The sequence below is a fragment of the Ralstonia sp. 22086 genome, assembly GCF_052045975.1.
GTDB classification, from domain to species: Bacteria; Pseudomonadota; Gammaproteobacteria; order Burkholderiales; family Burkholderiaceae; genus Ralstonia; species Ralstonia wenshanensis.
Genome location: NZ_JBQEPZ010000001.1, coordinates 1,649,882 through 1,670,460, shown reverse-complemented (window position 1 = coordinate 1,670,460; position 20,579 = coordinate 1,649,882). Strand labels below are relative to the sequence as shown.

The window sequence follows — 20,579 nt, the reverse complement described above, 5'->3', positions numbered from 1 at the left end:
GGGCCGCATGTCAATGGCTTAGCAAGACACGGGCCGCGCCTGCGCCTGGGCTGTCTGCGCTAATCGACGGCCTTGAAGACCGTGACGCCCAACACCAGAAACAGCACGAACAGCACCACGAAGATGAAGAACAGGACCTTGGCGATACTCGCCGCGCCTGCGGCAATGCCGGTAAAGCCCAGCACGCCGGCCACCAGGGAAATGATGGCGAAGATGAGTGCCCATTTCAGCATGTTGTCGTCTCCGATTCGGATGGATGGGATGCAGGGCAGCGGCACATCGCGTGAGGCCGGCGCCCTGTGGCGTACTCCCACGCACATCGCGTGCCTGACCGGGGTGCGCCCGAAGTGTCGCCCGGGGCGCCCACGCGGTATCATCCGAATTGCCAAAAAAACACAAACGCAACGCGCGCCGCGTCGGGCGGTTTGACGCGTTTCCTATGGGTCTGCATGCCATGCGGTCATCCTTGCGCTCCACTCTGCTGCTCGCCGGCGGCATTCTGCTGACGCTCGGGGTGCTGATTGCCTCAGAGACGGGCAACATCCGCCTGAGCCAGGGCTATCGGCAGGTGATTCAGTCGCAGCAGGCTGAAACCGCCATCAACGAACTGCTTGCCGAGCTGGTGAACGCCGAGGCTGGGCAGCGCGGTTTCCTGCTCACGGGCAAGGACGAATACCTCGATCCGTACAACAAGGCCATTCCGCATATTCATGCGTTGATGGCAGAAATCCGTGATCACTACGCCAACGATCCGGATGCGCTCAAGCTGTTCTCGGAGACAGCGCTCCAGGTCAGCCGCAAGCTCACCGAGATGGAACTCACGCTGATCTACGGCAAGCGTGACCTTGAAGTGGCGCTCGATCTCGTGCGCACCGATTTCGGCAAGGCCTCGATGGAAGCGGTGCGGCAGGGTCTGGACCGGCTCCGCCAGCGCGAAATTGCCACCGTGGCCCGCAGCCTTGAGCACGCCGAGCGCGATCTGGCGCTGTCGCGTTACGGCATTGCGCTCATCACGGCGGTCAACATCATCCTGCTGGTAGTGCTGGGCTTGCAGCACGCCAAGCGCCTCGCCCTGACGGAGCGCGAGCGCGACATGGCTGAAGAGGAAAGCCAGAAACTCGACCGCATGGTGCGCGAGCGCACACGGCAACTGTCCGATCTGGCCGCGCACTTGCAGCGCGTAACGGAAGACGAGAAGACGCGGCTCGCCCGCGAGCTGCACGACGAACTGGGCGCCATCCTCACCGCCACCAAGATGGACCTGCACTGGCTGCGCTCACGCATTCACGCCAGCGAGCCCGCGGTGAGCGAAAAGATCACGCGTGTGATGGCCCATGTGGATCAGGGCATCCAGATCAAGCGCCGCCTGATCGAAGACCTGCGCCCGACGATTCTCCTGAACTTGGGTCTGGTAGAGGCGCTCTCGCAATTGACGGAGGACGTCGGCACGCGCAACGGCTGGCATACGGAGGTGAGCCTGCCCGACGACATGCCCAAGCTGACCGACGATGCGGCCATCGCGCTGTATCGCATCGTGCAGGAATCGCTCACCAACGCGTCGAAATACGCGCATGCGACCACGGTGTCGGTGGCGCTCGACGTGGACGACGAGGGCGTGCGCTTGCGCGTGCGCGACAACGGCCGTGGCTTTCCCGCCGACATCGAGCGGCGCCGCATGGTCGGCCATCACGGCTTGCTGGGGATGGAGCAGCGCGCCATTGCGCTGGGCGGCACGCTCGTCATCGATTCAATGCCAGGCGGTGGTGTGACGATCATCGTTGAACTGCCCCCCACCGATGCCGTGTTCGACCGAGGGGCAGCCAACGAACCGTCTGGCATGCAGGCGCTGACTGGCGGTATTGCGCCCGCGCCGGGCCACGGTGGCGCGACGGTGTAATACGCCCAGCGCGATGCAAACGCCCAAACAAAAAGCCCCATCACGGGGCTTTTTGTTTTTGATGCCGGTGTAGCAGACGGCGTTACATCTTTTGCTTGGCGTTGTCGGCCGAGTTCTCGAGTTTCTGACCACCGGTCTGGATGTCCTTGCCGGCACCGGCCATGGTGTTGCAGCCGGCCAGGAACACACACGTCAGTGCAAGTGCGGCACACAAGGTCTTCATCGAACGCTCCTTGGGGGGTGAGAAATGGCGTTGAGCGCGCGCCACGACAGCCGACGCGGCGGGCACGAAGAATCTCAGGGATGAAAATGCTGCGCGGGCTGCTGGCGGGGGCGGCCGACACCGGCACGCTCTTCGATCACTTCGAACACCTTGTCGAGTTCGAGCGATTTGTCGAAGAAATAGTTGGCGCCGGCTTCAAAGCACCGCTGCCGATAGGTCGGCACTTGCGCGTGGTTGGTGTAGACGATACGTACACTGGGCGACGCTTGATCGCGCAGCGTTTGGAGGACCTTGAAGCCATTGCCCTGCCGCAATTGCAGGTCAACGATCACGACGTCATAGTGGCCCTGCCCGAGAAGGCCCAGCGCCAAGTCTTCGGTGTCTGCCCACTCGACCGTTGCCACGAAGGCGGAGGCCTTGAGGTATTCCAGCACCATGCCGCGAAGCACCGGGGAGTCCTCGATCAGGAGGACGCGCAGGCCACGGGTGGAGAGGGTGACGGCTTGATCCAGCATGGGTTGATGTTAGCCAGCGGGTTGCCGAGGTGGTATCAGGCGTTGTCCTACATGCCAGTTGGGTTTGCGGCGCGCCGAGGCGGTTTGGCGCCCAACCGGGTGCTACTCGACCAAGCCGTTTTTGATGGCGTAATACGTCAGATCGGCATTGGATTTCATGCCCATCTTTTCCAGAATCCGCGTGCGGTAGGTGCTCACCGTCTTGACGCTCAGGAACAACTCTTCCGCGATGATCGACACCGATTGCCCACGCGCCAGCTTGCAGAAGATCTGGAATTCGCGCTTGGAAAGTGTCTGGTGCAGGGGTTGATCGGTCGGCTTTTCCAGACCGCCAATCAGCAGCTCGGCCACCGTCGGGCTGACATAGCGACGACCTTGCGACACGGTGCGAATGGCCTTCACCAGCTCATCCGGCGCGCTTTCCTTGGTCAGGTAGCCCGATGCGCCCGCGCGAATCAGGTTGATGGCGTACTGGTCTTCCGGGAAGGTCGACAGGATCAGCACCGGTAGATCAGGGTGGCGCTGGCGCGCCAGCTTGAGGGTGTCGATGCCGTTGCGATCGGGCATGGAAATGTCGAGCACCACGACGTCGAAGGCGCCGGTGCGGAGTTGCTCCATCACCTCTTCCCCGCTGGCCGCTTCCCCCGCGACTTCGATGTCCCGCTCTTCGGACAGGAACTGCCGAAGGCCGGCACGGACGATCTCGTGGTCGTCCGCAATCAGGACGCGAATCATGCTGCTCCTTATGAGCGCGCTGGGCGGGCTCCCCGGCTCTGCGCGCTGCGCTTGTTGGTTCGATACGACAGCAATTGTATCGGACTGTTGCGCCGAAACGGGGCCCCTCTTATTGGCGCGGTCGGGTGGAGTTGTCAGCGTTTCCATAAAAAACCCTCAGGAATGTGCATGAATCGCAACATATCAGTGCCTGCCAGTGAGCAATCCGCGTGCCTGATCCCGTGCGCCCAAAGAAAACGGGGCGGAAGAGTTCCGCCCCGGCGTCGCCAGGATGCGTCGGGCGATGCCCGGCTTTCCTGTGTAGTGACGTGTTACTTGGTCTGGGTAGTCGCCGTAGCGTTCGCGCCAGCGTCGGCGCTCAGGCCGGCGGCGGTGTCAGCCTTTGCGGCATTACCCGATTTTTCTGCCGACTTTTCCGTCTTGCTGACCGACTTGCCGACCTTGTCTGCGGTCTTGTCGACGCCGGCTTGCGTCTTGGCCTTGTGCTCGTGCGCGGCCTTGGCGCCGTGCTCGGCCTTGGTGTTCAGTTGGCTCTTGGCGGACTCGGTGTCCAGCTTGGCGCCGCCGTCCGACTTCACATCGGCCTTCAGGCCTGCACCCGTGTTGACTTGCGCCGGGGCCACGGCAGCCGTGCCGTTGGTTTGCAGCGATGCGCCGGCCGACGGGGTTTGCGCGTTGGCGTAAGCCGAAGCAGCAGCGATGGCGATGGCGGACAGGGAGATCAGCAGCTTGTTCATGGAAGAGACTCCTTTCGTTCTGAACGGCCACGCGAGGGATTCGTCGCGGCATCACTCTGTGTGTGTTGAGTGAATGGGTTCAGTCTATGGAGCCCTTCCGGTTACGACTGTTAGGGGGTGTAAGCCTTTGTAATGTAAGGCGCACCCCTCTTGAAGCGTCGACAAAGCCAATGCCGGCAAGGGTTTGCAGGCGTAAGACACAGTGCGGATCGCGCCATGTCTTAAACGTCTTGTCACAGAATCAGAGATTCGGCGCGAGGGCGCGCTCCACAAACGCGCGATCTTCGCCGCTGCGGGCGATCATGTCGTCCACCTGATCCTGGCCGATCTTGCCCAGCGTGAAGTACGTGCTGTCCGGGTGCGACAGATAGAAGCCTGATACCGATGCGGCGGGTGTCATCGCCAGCGCTTCGGTCAGGTTCATGCCGATCTCCTGTGCGTCGAGCACGCGGAACATGTCGCGCTTGACGGTGTGCTCCGGGCAGGCCGGGTAGCCAGGGGCGGGGCGGATGCCCTTGTATTCCTCACGGATCAGCGCGTCGTTGTCGAGCGTTTCGTCCGGCGCGTAGCCCCACAGGTCGCGCCGCACGCGGGCGTGCAGGCATTCTGCAAACGCCTCGGCAAAGCGATCGGCCAGGGCCTTGAGCATGATCGCGCTGTAGTCGTCGTTGTCGGCTTCGAACTGCTTCTCGCGCTTTTCCACCCCGATGCCGCCGGTGACGGCAAACAGGCCGATGTAGTCGGCAATGCCGGTGCTCTTGGGCGCGATGAAATCGGCCAGGCAGCGGTTCGGGCGCATCACGCCGTCGATGATCGGGCGCTCGCTCTGCTGGCGGATGTTGCGCCAGGTGAGCGCGACTTCCGAGCGCGATTCGTCGGTGTAGATCTCGATGTCGTCGTCGTTGACGGTGTTGGCGGGCAGCAGCGCGATCACGCCGTTGGCCGTGAGCCAGCGCCCAGCAATGAGGCGCGCGAGCATGCTCTTGCCGTCGGAGAGCACCTTGCGGGCCGATTCGCCGACGATCTCGTCGTTGAGAATGTCCGGGTATTTGCCGGCCAGGTCCCACGTCTGGAAGAACGGGCCCCAGTCGATGTACTGCGCGAGTTCGTTCAGGTCGTAGTTGCGGAACACGCGGCGGCCGATGAACTTGGGCTTGGGCGGCGTGTAGTGGCTCCAGTCGATCTTGGTCTTGTTGGCGCGCGCGGCGGCCAGCGACACCATCGGCTGGGCCTTCTTGTTGGCGTGCTGGGTCCGGATGCGGTCGTAGTCGGCGTGCAGCTCTTCGACGTAGCGCGCGGCGCCTTCGTCGGACAGCAGGCTCGACGCCACGCTTACCGAGCGCGAGGCATCCGGCACGTAGACCACCGGCCCTTCGTAATTCGGGGCGATCTTCACGGCGGTGTGCACGCGGCTCGTCGTCGCGCCGCCGATCAGCAGCGGGATCTTCTTCATGCGGAAATACTCGTCGCGCTGCATTTCCGAGGCCACGTAGGCCATCTCTTCCAGCGAAGGCGTAATCAGGCCCGACAGCCCGATGATGTCCGCGCCTTCCACCTTCGCCTTTGCCAGGATGTCGTTGCACGGGACCATCACGCCCATGTTCACGACCTCGAAGTTGTTGCACTGGAGCACGACGGTGACGATGTTCTTGCCGATGTCGTGCACATCGCCCTTGACCGTGGCGATGACGATCTTGCCGCGCGAGCGCACGTCGCCGCCCGCCGCCGCAATCTGACGCTTTTCTTCTTCGATGAACGGAATCAGGTGCGCCACCGCCTGCTTCATCACGCGGGCGGATTTGACCACCTGCGGCAGGAACATCTTCCCCGCGCCGAAGAGGTCGCCCACGATATTCATGCCGTCCATCAGCGGGCCTTCGATCACCTGGATCGGACGGCCGCCGGCGGCAAAGATCTTCTGACGGACTTCTTCGGTGTCTTCGACCACGTAGTCGGTGATGCCATGCACGAGCGCGTGCGCCAGGCGTTTTTCCACCGGCTCCTGGCGCCAGGCCAGATTCTCTTCGCGCTTGGTGCCGCCGCCCTTGTAGCGGTCTGCGATTTCCAGCAGGCGGTCGGTCGCATCCGGGCGGCGGTTCAGCACCACGTCTTCCACGCGGTCGCGCAGCTCGGGGTCGAGGTTCTCGTACACGCCGAGCTGCCCAGCGTTGACGATGCCCATGTCCATGCCCGCTTGAATCGCGTAGTACAGAAACACGGTGTGGATCGCCTCGCGCACCACGTCGTTGCCGCGGAACGAGAACGACACGTTCGACACGCCGCCGCTCACCTTCGCGTACGGCAGGTTCTGCTTGATCCAGCGCGTGGCTTCGATGAAGTCCACGGCGTAGTTGTTGTGTTCTTCGATGCCGGTGGCCACCGCGAAGATGTTCGGGTCGAAGATGATGTCTTCCGGGTCAAAGCCGACCTGGTTCACCAGGAAGTCGTAGCTGCGCTTGCAGATCTGGGTCTTGCGCTCGAATGTGTCAGCCTGGCCTTGCTCGTCAAACGCCATCACCACGGCGGCCGCACCGTAGCGCTTGATGAGCTTGGCGTGGTGCGCGAACTGTTCTTCGCCTTCCTTGAGCGAGATCGAATTGACGATCGCCTTGCCCTGTACGCACTTCAGGCCCGCCTCGATCACCTCCCACTTGGACGAGTCGATCATGATCGGCACGCGCGCGATGTCGGGCTCCGAGGCGATCAGATTCAGGAAGCGCACCATCGCCGCCTTGGAATCGAGCATCGCCTCGTCCATGTTGATGTCGATGACCTGCGCGCCGTTTTCGACCTGCTGGCGCGCCACGGCCAGCGCCTCGTCGAACTGGCTGTTCAGGATCATGCGCGCGAACGCCTTGGACCCGGTGACGTTGGTGCGCTCGCCGACGTTGACGAAGAGCGTGCTCTCGCCGATGTTGAATGGCTCGAGGCCGGAGAGGCGCATGGGATGGTCGGTCATGATGGTGCGGGGTTCGGTCAGGCGGGGGCGTGTTCGCCCAGCTTCAACAGGTTGCCGTGCGGGTCGATCACGTAGAGCTCTTTCATGCCCCACGGACGCACCGCCGGCGGCGCGAGCTCCAGCCCGCGCGCGGTGAATTCTTCAAACAGGGCCTGCGTGCTGGGCACACGCAGGTAGCACGAGGTGTGCTCGGCAATGCGGCGGTCGTCGCACAGCCAGAAATGGATTTCGGCGCCATCGCGGCTGACGATCAGGTAGTCGTCTGCAATCAGCTCCTGCGTGAAGCCAAGCCGCTCCGTATAGAAGCGGGCTGACTCCGCCAGGTCCAGCGAGGCCAGCACGGGGATCGTGCTGTCGATGCGTGCGTTCATGTCAGGCGGCTTCAAGATACTGGCCCGGCCATGCGCGCGGCTTGCGGTTGGCCACGCGCTCGGCAATCGCCTTGATGTGCTCGGGCGTCGTGCCGCAGCAACCGCCCACCAGGTTCACAAGGCCGGCCGAGGCAAATTCGTCGACCAGGTTGGACGTGACGTCAGGCGTTTCATCGAAGCCTGTGTCGCTCATCGGGTTGGGCAGACCAGCATTCGGGTAGCACGAGACGGCCGTGTCGCAGATCTTCGCCAGCTCGGCAATGTACGGACGCATCAGCGCAGCACCCAGCGCGCAGTTCAGGCCGAAGGTGATCGGCTTGGCGTGGCGCAGGCTGTTCCAGAAGGCCTCGACGGTCTGGCCCGAGAGAATGCGGCCCGAGGCGTCGGTCACCGTGCCGGAGATCATCACGGGCACGCGCTCGCCGGTGTCTTCAAAGAGCTGATCGATGGCAAACAGCGCCGCCTTGGCGTTGAGCGTGTCGAAGATGGTTTCGACCAGGAACACGTCCGCGCCGCCTTCGAGCAGCGCCTTGCCCTGCTCGTAATACGCGTCGCGCAGTTGGTCGAAGCTGACGTTGCGGGCGCCCGGGTCGTTCACGTCGGGCGAGATGCTGGCGGTCTTGGGCGTCGGCCCAAAGGCGCCGGCCACAAAGCGCGGCTTGTCGGGCGTGCTGTATTTGTCGCAGGCTTCACGTGCCAGGCGGGCGGCCACGACGTTCATCTCGTAGGCCAGGTCCGCCATCTTGTAGTCTTCCTGCGCGATGGTCGTCGCACCGAAGGTGTTCGTTTCGATCAGGTCCGCGCCGGCCGCCAGGTATTGCTCGTGGATTTCGCGGATGACGTCGGGGCGCGTGAGCAGCAGCAGCTCGTTGTTGCCCTTCACGTCGATCGGGTGGTTGGCAAAGCGCTCGCCGCGGTATTGCGCCTCGGTCAGCTTGTAGCGCTGGATCATGGTGCCCATCGCGCCGTCCAGGATCAGGATGCGCTCGCGCAGCAGCGCGGGCAGGTTGGCGGCACGGGTGTAGGGCAGGGGCGCGGTCATGGGGAGGGACTCCGAGGTGCTGCGGCCGGTCAAATATTCAGAATTTGCGGCCAAAGGTGAATTTTACCAGTCGCATCAATGACTTGCCGCTGTTGTGGGCAATCGCGCTCCTATAATCCATGTCAGCCCATTTGCCCGCCCTGCCGCCCGCCATGCAATTGCTCGATCCCGCAGACGCCCACGCCTTCCTGGAGCGCACGCCCGCCGCGCTTTTTGTCGACTGCCGCAGTGAAATGGAACACCTGTTCGTGGGTCATCCAGCCGGCGCCCATCACGTTGCATGGAACGACGGCCCGCATTGGGAAGTGAACCCCGAGTTCGTGCCAACCGTGCGCAAACTGACCGGCCACGGCGTGGAGCGCCCCGTCGTGCTGATCTGCCGCAGCGGCAATCGCTCAGCCGCTGCGGCGCACGCACTGGAAGAAGCGGGTTTCCGTGATGTCTATGTCGTGCGCCACGGCTTCGAGGGGGATCTGGACAGCACGCGCCATCGCAACACGCTTAATGGCTGGCGTCATGCTGGCCTGCCGTGGGAGCAATGCTAGAAAGACGCTATCGATCCGATAGTCGAGCGACACACACGAAAAAACGCCCGGCAGCGCCATGCTCCGGGCGTTTTTTGTCGATCCGTCTGGCGGGCGGCTTGCCCGCGCGGTACCTCAGTGCATCGTCACCGGCTGCGTCATCACCGTGTCGAATTTGCCGAGAAAATCGTCGACTTCTTCAACGGTAGGCTCGCTGGCGATCAGCTTTTTCACATCCTCGCGGAAATGCTCGGCCAACTCACCGCCGAGGAAAATTTCACGTTTGAGGTTCTTGTCGACGATCTCGTAGCCACCCGCTGCCAGCATGGCGTGTTGGCCGTCTACACCGAACTCAACAACACAGTAGTTGTCGCTGTTGTAGATCATCTGCATGGTGCACCTCCGAGGCGTCAATCGTCTTGCTGTTGTGGGGACTGCTCTACTGCTGCACCGGGTAGATGGGGCCCACCATCATGACTTCAAGGGCCGATCAACTCCCGCCTCATGCCCGTTTCTTCCATGTACCCCTTGGGCTTCATGATCGGTCACAAAGTTCGCGAATGCGAGGCGAAATGTGTGACGTGCGTTGTGTTCGCGTAACAAGACCTTTCCGTTCCTGCATCGAAAGAAGCAAGCCGTCTTCCGCCATTCGGCGGGTAGACGACGGGCCGTGTGCGGGGCGCCTGCAACTATCGGCAAGGCAAGCAAGCCTTATGGCGTGTCGCATTGGCTCCCGCATCCTGCGTGCCCGAAGAACTCATCCAGATCGGCGAGAAAGGCCTCCTCCTGTTCGATAGGGGCCAAGTGCGCAGCGTCGGAGATCACTTTCAAACGGGCGTCGGGAATGTGCGAGGCGATCTCGCGCGCCGCTTCCACTGGCGCACCGGTGTCCTGCTCGCCTGTTATGACCAATGTTGGGCAAGCGATGCGCGCCAGAGAGCTGCGTGTGTCCAGCGCCTTGATGGCCAGGCATGTACCGACATAGCCGTGGGGTGGCGTGGTGCGCAGCAAGCTGCGGATGCGCTCAACAACGTCGGGATGGGCCTCACGAAACGGCGTGGTCAGCCAGCGCTGTATCGTGGCTTCGACTATGCCGCTCATGCCGTGCGCTTCGACCTGGCCGATGCGCTCGTCCCACATGGCATGCGCCGACACCGGCGTGTAGGAAACGGTGTCACATAGCGTGAGCGACAGCAGCCGATGTGGGTGCCGCACGCCCAGGACCTGCCCAACCATGCCGCCCATCGACAGGCCAACGAAATGCGCCTGTTCAATCGACAGTGCATCGAGCAGGCCGGCTACATCGTCCGCCAACTGGAACAGCGTGTAGGCGCCGTGCGGGGCGCTGGTCTTGCCGTGGCCGCGTGCGTCGTAGCGCAGCACGCGATGGCGGCTGGCCAAGCGTTGGGCGATGCTGTCCCACAACTGGTGGTCCACGCCCAGCGCGTGGGCAAGCACGACCCACGGGCCATCTGTGCCGTCGGTGCGGTAGTGGATGTCGATGCCGTTGGCGTGCACCGTGCCGGCGTTGGAGAGGGCGTTGGCGTTCATATCAGCCTCCTTCCTGGGACTGGTAGACCAGATCGAATTGCATGCCGTTGGGTTCGGTCTGGCGCAGGCGGACCGGCAGCCAGCCGTGGTCGGCAGACAGCCAGATCTCTACACGCCGTTTGTCCTCTGCGCGGCGCGGCAGCCGTATGAAGTGCTGCGCACGAATCGTGCCGTTCGGGGTGTCGATGGTGTCCTCGCCGACGTGCTGGACGCGGGCCACCTCTACGCTGTCGGTATCGGCGATCGGGAATTCCAGCGTGAGGCCCGGGCTGGCGATGCGCTCAGGGCCACCGCGCGCCAGTCCGGTCAACTGAAGGAAGACGCTGAAGCGGTCTTGCGTGCCCTCGGGCAGCGGCAGCACGGCGGGCGTGCGGGTGAAAGTGACCGTGGGTGCGCCCTGCGCGCCAGATGCCGGCGTGGGGTCGGCTGCGTAGTGGAACGTTGTGAGGTCGGGTTGTCGGCGCCCGCGCACTTCTTCGTAGCGCGCGGGGGTCAGGCCATACGGGCCCACGGTGCCCGCGCTGCGAAACGCGAGTTTGCCAAAGAAGAGTGGCAACGGAATTTCCACGGCAAGCGTGTAAGTTTTTCCATCGGTGGCCCAGCGGATCACACCATCTTCGTTGCGCACGCCGTTGACGTAAGTGGCGTACCGCAGCGTAGCCGAGGGCGGCAGCGAGAAGGCGTCCCCGGGCGGCGCGGGTGGCCCGCCCGGGCCTTCGCCGCTGAGATCGGTGACCACGCCGGTATCGCCCGAGGCTTGAGCGCCAGCGCTGGTGAACTCGGATGGGTCCATGCTTGCCAGATCGGGCGCGGACGGCGTGGGTGTCGGCGCCGGAGCGGGTGCTGCCTGGGGGTGCGGACGGCTCGGAGCGGGGCGGGGCTTGGGCGCAGCCGGGGGCGGTGGCGGCTGCACCGGCTCGGGGTGCAGCAACAGCGCGGGGATGATCTGCTCTGGCGCGGGCGGCCACGTCACCTGACGACTTCGCGCGATCCACACGACGGCAATCACGTGCAGCACGAGCACGGCCAGCAGCACGAGCCCGAACCGGCCAAGCCGATGGAAGCGACGCCTGCGGGTTTGCACGCGGTCGGTATTCAGTTCGTCAGGATTGCGGGGCGTTGGGTGCAACGTATCCAAGATCGGCGGAAAGCTGTTGTGCGGCCAGCCGCAAGCGCCGCTCCAGCGGGCTGCTCCAGGTGGTGTCGAAGGTGCTTTGTGCGCCCAACGCGATCAGCACCAGACACAATTGGCCGTTGGCGTCGAACACCGGCAGCGACATCGCGTTGATGCCGGGCAGCACGCCGCCATGAATGCGGGAGGCGCCATGAACACGCACGTCGGCGCAGATGGCGTCGTAGGCTTCGAGCGTTTGCGGCAGCTCGGGGTTCTCGGTGCTCGGGGTATTCCCTGCTGCCGCAATGCGGTCGAGTTCACGCTGGATGAACGCGCGCGTCTGCGCGCGGGGCAAGTAGGCGCCGAACACGCGTCCGGTGGCCGAGTTCAGCATCGGCATGACGTCGCCCAGGCGCAGGCTGACCGTCACCGGATGGCTGGCCTCTTCCCAGTGGACGATGGCCGGGCCCTGGTTGCCCCACACGGCCAGGCCGATGGTGTGATCGATCTCGTCGCGCAGGGCGGCGGCTGCGGGCCGGGCGCGGCGCATCGGGTCTTGCCGGTTCAGGCTCACCAACCCCATTTCCAGCGCGAACGGCCCCAGGTCGTAACGGCCTTCGGGCGTTTGCGTGACCAGCCCCAGGCGCGCAAAACTCACCAGATAACGGTGTGCCTTGGCGGGGTTCATGGGGGCGGCACGCGCGAGATCGCGCAGCATCATCGGGCCATCGGTGTGCGTGAGCACTTCCAGCAGCCTGAAGCCGACTTCGATGGACTGGATGCCCGAGCGCGCGGGCGCATCCAGCTCGCCATCGGCATCAGGCTCCAGGTCGAGATCGGTGTCGGCGGGCAGCGGTGACATGGTGAGGGGTGATGGATCGGTTCGGGCCAGTTTAGCCGATGCTCGGTGTACCATCCGCGCAGCCTTTCTCCATACAACGCTCATGAAACTCGCCACCCTCAAGGATGGCTCGCGCGACGGCCAACTGGCCGTGGTCTCGCGGGACCTGAAGACCGCTCACTTCGCCACGCACATCGCCGGCACGCTGCAGCGCGCGCTGGACGACTGGGCCTTCCATGCACCGCAGTTGCAGGATCTGTACGACCAGCTCAACGCGGGCCGTGCGCGCCACCCGTTTGCGTTCGACCCCGCCAACTGCATGGCGCCGCTGCCGCGTGCGTACCAATGGGCGGACGGCTCGGCCTATGTGAACCACGTTGAACTGGTGCGCAAGGCGCGCGGCGCCGAGATGCCCCCCGAGTTCTGGACCGACCCGCTGATGTACCAGGGCGGCTCAGACGATCTGGCCGGCGCGCATGACCCCATCGTCTGCCGCAGCGAAGCGTTCGGCATCGATTTCGAGGCGGAGGTCGCCGTCATCACCGGTGACGTGCCGATGGGCACTGAACCGGCTGCCGCTGCCGAGAGCATCCGCTTGATCATGCTGGCCAACGATGTGTCGCTGCGCAACCTGATTCCGGCGGAGCTGGGCAAGGGTTTCGGCTTCTTCCAGAGCAAGCCCGCGACGGCGTTCTCACCCGTGGCCGTCACGCCCGATGAATTGGGCGAGGCCTGGCGCGAGCGCAAGGTGCATCTGCCGATGACGGTGCGCTGGAACAACAAGAAGGTTGGCCAGCCCGAGTGCGGCACCGACATGGTGTTCGACTTCGGCCAGCTGATCGCGCACATCTGCAAGACGCGCAACGTGCGGGCAGGCAGCATTGTCGGCTCCGGCACGATTTCGAACGTGGACCGCAGCAAGGGGTACGCGTGCATTGCGGAGAAACGCATGCTGGAAACCATCGAATCCGGCGCGCCCGTCACCGAATACATGCGCTACGGCGACACCGTGAAGATCGAGATGTTCGACGCCAATGGCGTGTCCATTTTCGGGGCGATCGACCAGGAAGTCATCGCGCCGGGCACGCAGGCGTAAGACTTAGGCGGATTCCGGTGCTGCCTTCGGACGGCGCCCGCGCTTGGGCGCCGCGGCACCGGCTGTCAGCGCCTGCCCGTGATACCCCAGACGAAGGGATAGCGTCCGCCCCGCCTCGCGCAACAGCCGCGCGGCGGGCCCCTCGAGGCTGGAATCGAACACGCTGGACAAGCCTAGCGCCGTGATCGCCCCGGCCAGCTTGCCCTGCGAATCGAGCACCGGCACGGCCACCGAATCGATGCCGTGCACCAATGTCCCGCCGATGCGGGCCACGCCTTCCTGTCGAACCGCCTGCCAGCGCGCGCGGCAGTTCAGCCAATCAGTCAGGCCGGCCTTGCCGGCGCCGGGGCCGCGAAGTTCTCGGTCGATGAGCGAGACGATCTGGATTTCCGGCATCCACGCGGCGCATGCCTGGCCCGTGGCGGAGTTCAGCAGCGGCATGACCGAGCCGACCCGCACATTGACCGCCACCGGCCGGCCGCTGTCTTCCCAGCGCACGATGACGGGGCCGCGCGCGGTCCAGATCGACAGAAACACGCTTTCGTTCAGCCGCTCAGCCAGCTTGGGCAGCAGGTTGCTGCCCTCACGCACGAAATCCACGTCGGACAGCGCCGACAGCCCCACCTGCAACGCCTGCGTGCCCAGCCGGTAGCGGGCGGAGGCGGGGTCCTGCTCCACAAAACCCATGCGCTCCAGCGACACCAGGTAGCGGTGAACCTTTGCGCGCGGCATGCCAAGTTGCCGGCCCAGTTCGGAGACGGCGTGGGCGCCACCGGCATGCGCCATTGCCGAAAGCACGCTCAGCGCGATCTCGGCGGACTGGATGCCGGCGCTGGTGCGTTCCGGCGCGGCGTCTTCTGTGGGCAATTCGTCGCGCGAGGCATCTGGCGGCAGCGGGTCGTCGATGGGCATCTTGAAGTCTCGGGTGTCGCTTTATAAGATACGCGTTACGTAAAAGGATACAACCGGCGCGGCGGCCTGCGCGCTGGAAAAGACCTCGAGAACCCGGGAGACGCCATGAAGCTGTCGATCTTTTCCGTGCAGGACCACTATCCCGACCGGCCCCGCAGTCTGCCGCAACTCTACACAGACGTCATCGCCCAGGCGCGCCACGCCGAAGCGCTCGGCTACGACACCTTCTGGGTGGCCGAGCATCACTTTCACGAGTACGGCGCCGTCCCCAACCCGGCGGTCTTTCTCTCGCATCTGGCCGCGCAGACCCAACGGCTGCGGCTGGGCACGGCCATCTCGATCCTGACCTTCCATCATCCGGCCACGGTGGCCGAGAACTACGCGATGGTCGATGCGCTCTCGGGCGGGCGGCTGTCGCTGGGCGTGGGCTCCGGCTACCTCAAGCACGAGTTCGAAGGCTACGACGTCGACCCCGCCATCAAGCGCGAGCGCTTTGACGAAGCGCTGATGCTCGTCGAGCGCTTGCTCGCCGGTGAGCGCGTGCACCACGCGGGACAGTTCCACACGCTGCGCGACGTGCGCCTCAACGTGCTGCCTGTGCAGGCCCGCGTGCCGATCCACGTGGCGATCCTGCGGCGCGAGGCCGCGTATCACATTGGCCGGCAAGGGCGGCGCATGCTGTTCGTGCCGTATGCCTCGGTTGAATGCTTCGACGACATCCGCACGTTGATGGACGATTACCAGCGCGGCCTGGCCGAAGCGGGCATTGCCGACACGCGCGGCATGGCGGCTGTCGCGCTGCACACGCACGTGGGCCCGACCGAAGCCGCCGTGCGCGCGACGGCCGCCGACCCGTTCGACCTGTACGTCGCCACGCGGCTCTACGCGCGCCGCCAGACGTACGACGATGTGCTGGCCAGCGGCCTGTCGCTGTTCGGCACGCCCGATGCGGTGGCCGAGAAGCTCGCGCGGCTGTCCGACATGGGCGTCGATCATGTGATGGCCCTGCACAACTTCGGGCTGATGCCGCAATCTGCGGTGCTCGAATCGATGCGTGCGTTGATGGAGGATGCGCTGCCGCGCGCCGGCATCACTGCGCTCGCTGCCTGAAGCTGTCTAGCCTGGGCGACTCCGCATCGCCAAACCGCCGCAAAACCGCTACGCTCTTTGCCAAACCACGGGAGGAGACCCGCAATGCAGCGACATGCTGGCGTACTGGTTGGTTTGGCTTTGCTGTCTTCCGCCGCGCTGGCGGACATCCGCATCGGCGTCACGGTGTCGGCCACGGGGCCGCAGGCCTCGCTGGGGCAGCCGGAGAAGAACGCCACCACGCTGTGGCCGCGCGAGATCGGCGGTGAGAAAGTCGACGTGATCGTGCTTGACGATGCGTCGGACACCACGCGCGCGGTCACCAACACGCGCAAGCTGATGAGCGAGTCCAACGTGGACGTGATCGTGGGCTCGTCCACGACACCAAATACGCTGGCGATGATCGACGCGGCGGCCGAGGGCAAGACGCCCGTGATCTCGCTGGCCTCGTCCGCCCGGTTGATCGAGCCGATGGATGCCAAGCGGCGCTGGATCTTCAAGACGCCGCATTCGGACTCGCACATGGCATCGCTCATTGCCGAGCACGCTGCAGCGCACGGCGTGAAGACCATCGCCTACATCGGTTTTGCCAACGCGCTGGGCGAGGCGTTTCTGGCCGAGGTGCAGCGCTTTGCCGATCTGAAGCACATGCGGATCACCGATACCGAGCGTTTTTCGCCTACCGACAACAGCGTGACCGCGCAGGTGCTGCATCTGCTGGCCAACAAGCCCGACGCGGTGGTGATCGGCGGCTCCGGAACGCCTGCCGCGCTGCCGGCCCGCGCGCTGGCCGAGCGCGGCTACACCGGCAAGATCTACTTCAATCACGGCGTTTCCAATAACGATTTCGTCAGGCTGTGCGGCAAGGACTGCGAAGGCGCCTACGTGCCGACTGGCCCCGTCATGGTCGCCGCCGAACTGCCCGACACCCACCCCGCCAAGAAGCAGGCGCTGGATTTTGCGCGCCGCTACGAGGCGGCCTTTGGCAAGGGCAGCGTGTCGATCTTTGCCGCCTACACGGGCGACATCGGCTTGCTGTTGCAGCGTGCGGTGCCGGTGGCGCTCAAGCGGGCCAAGCCGGGCACGCCGGCCTTCCGCGAGGCGCTGCGCGACGCACTGGAGCAGGTGCGCGACCTGCCCACCAGCACTGGCGTGGTCAACATGAGCCCGGAAGACCACGTGGGCCTGGACCAGCGCGCGCGCGTGATGGCGCAGATCCGCCGCGGACAATGGCGCCTGGCCGACACCGCGAAGTGACGACGGCGCACATCCCGCGTTGCACGCGCAGTCTCATCCGCTATGCTTGATCCATTACCTCGGACACCATGACTTCGCTCGCTCCCCGCTTTGCCCGCTACCAGGCGCTGACGCTCGTCCAGCACGGCCCGATCCTCGAAATCGTGATGGGCGCGGCGCAGTCGGCCAACCGCAAGCTGTCCACTGCAGATGCCGGCCTGCACCGCGAGCTGGCGGAGATCTGGCGCGATGTATCGGCAGAGCCTTCGGTGCGCGTCGCACTCATCCGCGGCGAGGGCAAGGGCTTTTCTGCTGGCGGCGATCTGCACCTTGTCGAGCAGATGGCCGAAGACTTCGACGTGCGCACCCGCGTCTGGCACGAGGCACGTGATCTCGTCTACAACGTCATCAACTGCGACAAGCCCATTGTCAGCGCCATGCACGGCCCGGCTGTGGGGGCAGGGCTGGTCGCCGGATTGCTGGCCGATATTTCGATCGCCGCCAAAGACGCCCGCATCGTCGATGGCCACACGCGCCTGGGGGTGACGGCGGGCGACCATGCAGCGATTGTCTGGCCGTTGTTGTGCGGCATGGCCAAGGCCAAGTACTACCTGTTGCTGTGCGAGTCCATGACAGGCGAAGAGGCCGAGCGCATTGGGCTGGTTTCGCTGGCCGTGCCCGAAGCAGACCTCGTCAACCGCGCATTCGAAATCGCCGAACGCTTGGCGGCGGGTTCGCAGACGGCCATCCGCTGGACCAAGTACGCGCTGAACAACTGGTTGCGCATGGCGGGCCCGAGTTTTGATACATCGCTGGCGCTTGAATTCATGGGTTTTGCGGGCCCCGACGTGCGCGAGGGTATTGCGAGCCTGCGTCAGAAGCGCCCCCCCACGTTTGATGGCGCCTGATGGGAAACACGCCCGCGCGCCCGACCCCGACCGATTTGTAGGAGACACCATGTTCACCCAGATGCCCAATTTTGCCGAAGGCGGTTTTGAGTTCCTGCGCAAGTTGTGGGGCGGCGGCTTTGCCGGGATGGCAGGTGGCGGCATGCCCAACATGGCCAGCTTTGCCGCGCCGCCGATGGATCTCGAGGAAATCGACAAGCGCATCCATGACCTGCGTGCTGTTGAGAGCTGGCTGCAACTGAACGCCAGCCTGCTGCGCACGGCAATCCAGGGCCTGGAAGTGCAGCGCGCCACGCTGGTGGCCTTGCAGACCTTTGGCTCCGCGCTGTCGCCAGATGCCATGAAGTCTGCGTTCGACGGCCTGACGCCGGGTGCGTCCTCGACTGACGAAGAATCCAAGCCCGCGTGGCCGCACACGGCCGCCACAGCCAAGCCGGCCGAAGACGAACCGCCACCCGAAGACGACGCAGAGGCGGACGAAGACACCGACGACGACCAAGCCGAAGCCCGCGCCGAAAACGCCCAGGCTCAGGCCCACGCCGCCGCGCAGGCGCAAGCTGCCGCACGCGCTGCCGCGGCCGCGCTGGACCCCTCGCCGTGGTGGAACATGCTGCAGCAGCAGTTCAACCAGATCGCCAGCTCCGCAGCGGCGGCCATGCCGATGCCGCAAAACCTGATGCCGGGTTTCCCGGGAGGCTTCCCCGGGTTTGCCGGTGCGCCGGGCGCGGAAGGGTTGGATGCGGCGCCGGAAGACATTGAAGAGAAGACGGCGCCGGCCAAGCCCAAGCGTGCTGCCGCCAAGCCGGCGCAGAAGCCGGCCGCCAAGGCGCCTGCGGGCAACCCGGCCAAGCCAGCCACCAAGAAGGCCCCTGCCAAGAAAACGCCAGCGAAATCTGCGCCGCGCAAGTCCACCAACGACACGCCCTGATCGATGTCGCCAGACTGCACTGCGCTCTTGATGATGGGCGGCGGCGCGCGCGCCGCCTATCAGGTTGGTGTGCTGCGCGGCATCGCGGGGTTGGCGCAGGAATATGCGCCCGGTGTGGCACGCACGCCGTTCGACGTCATTTGCGGCACATCGGCGGGCGCGATCAACAGTCTCGGTCTTGCACGCGGCGCGCAGGATTTCACGCTCGCCACCGAGGCGCTCACCCAGCTCTGGGGCAGCCTGCATGCCGATCGTGTCTATCGTACGGATGTCGGCCGCGTGGGCTCCAGCGGTGCCCGGTGGCTGACCGCACTGGCATTCGGCTGGATGACCGGCCGCACGCCGCGCGCGCTGTTCGACAATACGCCGCTGCGTGAACTGCTTGAGTCGCAACACGACGGTCAGCAGGTGCAGGCCGCATTCGACGCCGGCGCGCTGCGCGCGCTGGCCATCACCGCGCTGTCATACACCACTGGGCGCCACGTCACGTTCTATCAATCGCCGCACGTGGTGTTGCCGTGGCGGCGTTCGCAGCGGATTGCGGTGGCAGACCAGATCGGCGTGGCGCACATGCTCGCCTCGTCGAGCATCCCGTTCATCTTCCCCGCCGAGCCGGTGCCGCTCGAAGGCAACGACGAATGGTTCGGCGACGGCACGATGCGCCAGATGTCGCCACTGAGCCCGGCCATTCATCTGGGCGCGAACCGCATTCTGGTGGTGGGCGCCGCGTCTCGCTCGCAGCCGGGCTGGTACGACACGGTGCCGGCGTCCGGCTATCCGTCGCTCGCGCAGATTGCGGGGCAGGCGCTGGCGAGCATCTTTCTCGACGGGCTTTCCGCCGATATCGAGCGGCTCCAGCACGTCAATGCCATGGTGGCGCGCAACCCCGAGATTGCCGACGCGCGCGACGGCTGGCGCAAGATTGAAGTGCTGGTGATGGCGCCGTCCGAGCGCATCGAGCTGATTGCCTCGCGCCACGTGCAGCGCCTGCCAGGTACGGTGCGCGCGCTGCTCAAGCCGTTGGGCGGCACCGAAGCGCGCGGCGCGGCATTTGCGAGCTATCTGCTCTTCGAGCCGGAATTCACTCAGGAACTGATCGACCTGGGCGAACGCGATGTGCAGGCACGCCGCGACGAACTGGCCGCGTTTCTGTATGGCGCCATTCCGGACACGATGCGCGCAGCGTGATCAGCGCGACGAGCGTGTCGACGGTTCAGCCAGCAGCGCATCGATGCGCTTCATCAGCGCGGGGTCGCTCGGCTCGACGCTGCTCGGGAACACCGCCGCGACGCGGCCGGTGCGGTCCAGCAGGTATTTGTGGAAGTTCCATTTGGGCGGCTGGCCTGTCTGCGTCGCGAGCCACGCATATAGCGGCGACGCACCCGGGCCAACCACCGCCGTCTTCGAGAACATCGGGAATTTCACGCCGTACGTGTTGTAGCAAAAGTCGGCGATCTGCTTGCTGTTGCCGGGTTCCTGCTGAAAGTCGTTCGATGGGAAACCCAGCACCGTCAGGCCCTTGTCGCGATACTTCGCGTACAGCGCTTCGAGCCCTTCATACTGGTGGGTGTAGCCGCAATAGCTGGCGGTGTTGACCACCAGCACGACGCGACCGGCGTACTGGCAAAGATCTTGCGGCGCATCGTCCTGCAAGCGCTTGACGCGAAAGTTCAGGCTGGTAGGGCAGGCGCCTGCGGCGGCCGATGCTTGCATGGTGGTTGCGGCACTCGAAGTGGCAGCATGCCCCGTGCGTGGCAGCAGCAATGCGATGACCGCAATGGCAATCGCAATGGCGATCATCAGCAGATGATGTCGACGCAGCACCCCCGACGCATGCAGTTGCAGGCGCGGGCGTCGCCCGGAAACGGTGGCGGAAAACAACATGGCGAATCTCCAAAAGC

The 20,579-nt window shown here is 64.9% G+C and carries 22 protein-coding genes; 8 read left to right on the top strand and 14 right to left on the bottom strand.

All coding sequences use genetic code 11. The features are described 5' to 3' along the window. Positions 1 to 59 precede the first annotated feature (59 nt). The gene (locus tag ACTJK6_RS07870; protein ID WP_004633727.1) at positions 60 to 233 is read right to left on the bottom strand and encodes a DUF1328 family protein; all 174 of its coding nucleotides are present in this window, start codon (positions 231 to 233) and stop codon (positions 60 to 62) included. Between the two features lie 221 nt (positions 234 to 454). Between ACTJK6_RS07870 and ACTJK6_RS07865 the strand changes: the two genes are divergently transcribed. After that, positions 455 to 1,897, top strand: coding sequence for a sensor histidine kinase (locus ACTJK6_RS07865; protein WP_232041754.1), 1,443 nt, complete (start codon positions 455 to 457; stop codon positions 1,895 to 1,897). A gap of 82 nt (positions 1,898 to 1,979) precedes the next feature. Here ACTJK6_RS07865 and ACTJK6_RS07860 read toward each other — a convergent pair whose 3' ends face one another. The 7 genes from ACTJK6_RS07860 to ACTJK6_RS07830 form a co-directional block, all read right to left on the bottom strand. Beyond that, positions 1,980 to 2,120: an entericidin A/B family lipoprotein gene (locus ACTJK6_RS07860; protein ID WP_232041755.1), complete on the bottom strand. Its 141-nt coding sequence runs from the start codon at positions 2,118 to 2,120 to the stop codon at positions 1,980 to 1,982. A 74-nt stretch (positions 2,121 to 2,194) separates the two neighbouring features. Then, positions 2,195 to 2,635 carry a response regulator gene (locus ACTJK6_RS07855; RefSeq protein WP_232041756.1) on the bottom strand — a complete coding sequence of 147 codons (441 nt, stop codon included), beginning with the start codon at positions 2,633 to 2,635 and terminating at the stop codon, positions 2,195 to 2,197. Positions 2,636 to 2,737: 102 nt separating this feature from the next. Further along, positions 2,738 to 3,370, bottom strand: coding sequence for a response regulator (locus ACTJK6_RS07850; RefSeq protein ID WP_009277190.1), 633 nt, complete (start codon positions 3,368 to 3,370; stop codon positions 2,738 to 2,740). 311 nt (positions 3,371 to 3,681) lie between these two features. Beyond that, complete coding sequence (locus ACTJK6_RS07845; RefSeq protein ID WP_440838654.1) at positions 3,682 to 4,107, bottom strand: hypothetical protein; 426 nt, start codon at positions 4,105 to 4,107, stop codon at positions 3,682 to 3,684. A gap of 241 nt (positions 4,108 to 4,348) precedes the next feature. Next, the gene (gene metH, locus ACTJK6_RS07840; protein ID WP_440838798.1) at positions 4,349 to 7,087 is read right to left on the bottom strand and encodes a methionine synthase; all 2,739 of its coding nucleotides are present in this window, start codon (positions 7,085 to 7,087) and stop codon (positions 4,349 to 4,351) included. Next, complete coding sequence (locus ACTJK6_RS07835; RefSeq protein ID WP_232041759.1) at positions 7,084 to 7,437, bottom strand: bleomycin resistance protein; 354 nt, start codon at positions 7,435 to 7,437, stop codon at positions 7,084 to 7,086. The genes metH and ACTJK6_RS07835 overlap by 4 nt, the downstream gene beginning before the upstream one ends. A gap of 1 nt (position 7,438) precedes the next feature. Continuing rightward, a complete protein-coding gene (locus ACTJK6_RS07830) occupies positions 7,439 to 8,479 on the bottom strand; it encodes a homocysteine S-methyltransferase family protein (RefSeq protein ID WP_232041760.1) in 1,041 nt (346 codons plus the stop codon). A gap of 152 nt (positions 8,480 to 8,631) precedes the next feature. Here ACTJK6_RS07830 and ACTJK6_RS07825 point away from each other — a divergent pair, with 152 nt between their 5' ends. Further along, entirely contained in the window at positions 8,632 to 9,024 is a 393-nt protein-coding gene (locus tag ACTJK6_RS07825; protein ID WP_232041761.1) for a rhodanese-like domain-containing protein, read from the top strand. 114 nt (positions 9,025 to 9,138) lie between these two features. Here ACTJK6_RS07825 and ACTJK6_RS07820 read toward each other — a convergent pair whose 3' ends face one another. The 4 genes from ACTJK6_RS07820 to ACTJK6_RS07805 all read right to left on the bottom strand — a co-directional run bounded on the left by ACTJK6_RS07820 (position 9,139) and on the right by ACTJK6_RS07805 (position 12,530). Then, positions 9,139 to 9,396: a BTH_I0359 family protein gene (locus ACTJK6_RS07820; protein WP_012760982.1), complete on the bottom strand. Its 258-nt coding sequence runs from the start codon at positions 9,394 to 9,396 to the stop codon at positions 9,139 to 9,141. Between the two features lie 318 nt (positions 9,397 to 9,714). After that, positions 9,715 to 10,554: a 3-oxoadipate enol-lactonase gene (pcaD, locus tag ACTJK6_RS07815; RefSeq protein ID WP_260804030.1), complete on the bottom strand. Its 840-nt coding sequence runs from the start codon at positions 10,552 to 10,554 to the stop codon at positions 9,715 to 9,717. Between the two features lies 1 nt (position 10,555). Next, positions 10,556 to 11,692, bottom strand: a complete 1,137-nt coding sequence (locus tag ACTJK6_RS07810; RefSeq protein ID WP_392397787.1) for a DUF3108 domain-containing protein — start codon at positions 11,690 to 11,692, stop codon at positions 10,556 to 10,558. Further along, positions 11,658 to 12,530, bottom strand: coding sequence for an IclR family transcriptional regulator (locus ACTJK6_RS07805; RefSeq protein WP_260804029.1), 873 nt, complete (start codon positions 12,528 to 12,530; stop codon positions 11,658 to 11,660). Before ACTJK6_RS07805 ends, ACTJK6_RS07810 begins: the two co-directional genes overlap by 35 nt. A gap of 82 nt (positions 12,531 to 12,612) precedes the next feature. On the opposite strand from ACTJK6_RS07805, the gene ACTJK6_RS07800 reads away from it, so the two are divergent. Next, complete coding sequence (locus ACTJK6_RS07800; protein WP_343620533.1) at positions 12,613 to 13,605, top strand: fumarylacetoacetate hydrolase family protein; 993 nt, start codon at positions 12,613 to 12,615, stop codon at positions 13,603 to 13,605. A 3-nt stretch (positions 13,606 to 13,608) separates the two neighbouring features. On the opposite strand, the gene ACTJK6_RS07795 is transcribed toward ACTJK6_RS07800, so the two are convergent. Next, positions 13,609 to 14,517 (bottom strand): IclR family transcriptional regulator, encoded by a 909-nt coding sequence (locus ACTJK6_RS07795; protein WP_232041765.1) that lies wholly within the window; start codon positions 14,515 to 14,517, stop codon positions 13,609 to 13,611. Between the two features lie 105 nt (positions 14,518 to 14,622). Here ACTJK6_RS07795 and ACTJK6_RS07790 point away from each other — a divergent pair, with 105 nt between their 5' ends. From ACTJK6_RS07790 to ACTJK6_RS07770, 5 genes are all read left to right on the top strand, one after another. Next, positions 14,623 to 15,627 (top strand): LLM class flavin-dependent oxidoreductase, encoded by a 1,005-nt coding sequence (locus tag ACTJK6_RS07790; protein ID WP_440838653.1) that lies wholly within the window; start codon positions 14,623 to 14,625, stop codon positions 15,625 to 15,627. Positions 15,628 to 15,711: 84 nt separating this feature from the next. After that, positions 15,712 to 16,863 (top strand): ABC transporter substrate-binding protein, encoded by a 1,152-nt coding sequence (locus ACTJK6_RS07785; RefSeq protein ID WP_232041767.1) that lies wholly within the window; start codon positions 15,712 to 15,714, stop codon positions 16,861 to 16,863. A gap of 68 nt (positions 16,864 to 16,931) precedes the next feature. Beyond that, on the top strand, positions 16,932 to 17,750 hold the full coding sequence (locus tag ACTJK6_RS07780; RefSeq protein ID WP_316868214.1) for an enoyl-CoA hydratase/isomerase family protein: 819 nt from the start codon (positions 16,932 to 16,934) through the stop codon (positions 17,748 to 17,750). Positions 17,751 to 17,799: 49 nt separating this feature from the next. Then, positions 17,800 to 18,678 (top strand): PhaM family polyhydroxyalkanoate granule multifunctional regulatory protein, encoded by an 879-nt coding sequence (locus ACTJK6_RS07775; RefSeq protein WP_433866137.1) that lies wholly within the window; start codon positions 17,800 to 17,802, stop codon positions 18,676 to 18,678. A gap of 3 nt (positions 18,679 to 18,681) precedes the next feature. After that, entirely contained in the window at positions 18,682 to 19,866 is a 1,185-nt protein-coding gene (locus tag ACTJK6_RS07770) for a patatin-like phospholipase family protein (RefSeq protein ID WP_232041770.1), read from the top strand. Here the strand turns inward: ACTJK6_RS07770 and ACTJK6_RS07765 are convergent, their stop codons facing one another. Beyond that, positions 19,867 to 20,562 (bottom strand): glutathione peroxidase, encoded by a 696-nt coding sequence (locus ACTJK6_RS07765; protein WP_440838652.1) that lies wholly within the window; start codon positions 20,560 to 20,562, stop codon positions 19,867 to 19,869. Between the last annotated feature and the right edge of the window lie 17 nt (positions 20,563 to 20,579).

Coding starts and splice junctions, on each gene's coding strand:
- ACTJK6_RS07775 (WP_433866137.1), top strand. CDS start 17,800: ATGTTCACCCAGATGCCCAATTTTGCCGAAGGCGGTTTTGAGTTCCTG.
- ACTJK6_RS07770 (WP_232041770.1), top strand. CDS start 18,682: ATGTCGCCAGACTGCACTGCGCTCTTGATGATGGGCGGCGGCGCGCGC.
- ACTJK6_RS07835 (WP_232041759.1), bottom strand. CDS start 7,437: ATGAACGCACGCATCGACAGCACGATCCCCGTGCTGGCCTCGCTGGAC.
- ACTJK6_RS07830 (WP_232041760.1), bottom strand. CDS start 8,479: ATGACCGCGCCCCTGCCCTACACCCGTGCCGCCAACCTGCCCGCGCTG.
- pcaD (WP_260804030.1), bottom strand. CDS start 10,554: ATGAACGCCAACGCCCTCTCCAACGCCGGCACGGTGCACGCCAACGGC.
- ACTJK6_RS07800 (WP_343620533.1), top strand. CDS start 12,613: ATGAAACTCGCCACCCTCAAGGATGGCTCGCGCGACGGCCAACTGGCC.
- ACTJK6_RS07825 (WP_232041761.1), top strand. CDS start 8,632: ATGCAATTGCTCGATCCCGCAGACGCCCACGCCTTCCTGGAGCGCACG.
- ACTJK6_RS07865 (WP_232041754.1), top strand. CDS start 455: ATGCGGTCATCCTTGCGCTCCACTCTGCTGCTCGCCGGCGGCATTCTG.
- ACTJK6_RS07765 (WP_440838652.1), bottom strand. CDS start 20,562: ATGTTGTTTTCCGCCACCGTTTCCGGGCGACGCCCGCGCCTGCAACTG.
- ACTJK6_RS07860 (WP_232041755.1), bottom strand. CDS start 2,120: ATGAAGACCTTGTGTGCCGCACTTGCACTGACGTGTGTGTTCCTGGCC.
- ACTJK6_RS07850 (WP_009277190.1), bottom strand. CDS start 3,370: ATGATTCGCGTCCTGATTGCGGACGACCACGAGATCGTCCGTGCCGGC.
- ACTJK6_RS07790 (WP_440838653.1), top strand. CDS start 14,623: ATGAAGCTGTCGATCTTTTCCGTGCAGGACCACTATCCCGACCGGCCC.
- ACTJK6_RS07805 (WP_260804029.1), bottom strand. CDS start 12,530: ATGTCACCGCTGCCCGCCGACACCGATCTCGACCTGGAGCCTGATGCC.
- ACTJK6_RS07795 (WP_232041765.1), bottom strand. CDS start 14,517: ATGCCCATCGACGACCCGCTGCCGCCAGATGCCTCGCGCGACGAATTG.
- ACTJK6_RS07870 (WP_004633727.1), bottom strand. CDS start 233: ATGCTGAAATGGGCACTCATCTTCGCCATCATTTCCCTGGTGGCCGGC.
- ACTJK6_RS07820 (WP_012760982.1), bottom strand. CDS start 9,396: ATGCAGATGATCTACAACAGCGACAACTACTGTGTTGTTGAGTTCGGT.
- ACTJK6_RS07855 (WP_232041756.1), bottom strand. CDS start 2,635: ATGCTGGATCAAGCCGTCACCCTCTCCACCCGTGGCCTGCGCGTCCTC.
- ACTJK6_RS07845 (WP_440838654.1), bottom strand. CDS start 4,107: ATGAACAAGCTGCTGATCTCCCTGTCCGCCATCGCCATCGCTGCTGCT.
- ACTJK6_RS07785 (WP_232041767.1), top strand. CDS start 15,712: ATGCAGCGACATGCTGGCGTACTGGTTGGTTTGGCTTTGCTGTCTTCC.
- ACTJK6_RS07780 (WP_316868214.1), top strand. CDS start 16,932: ATGACTTCGCTCGCTCCCCGCTTTGCCCGCTACCAGGCGCTGACGCTC.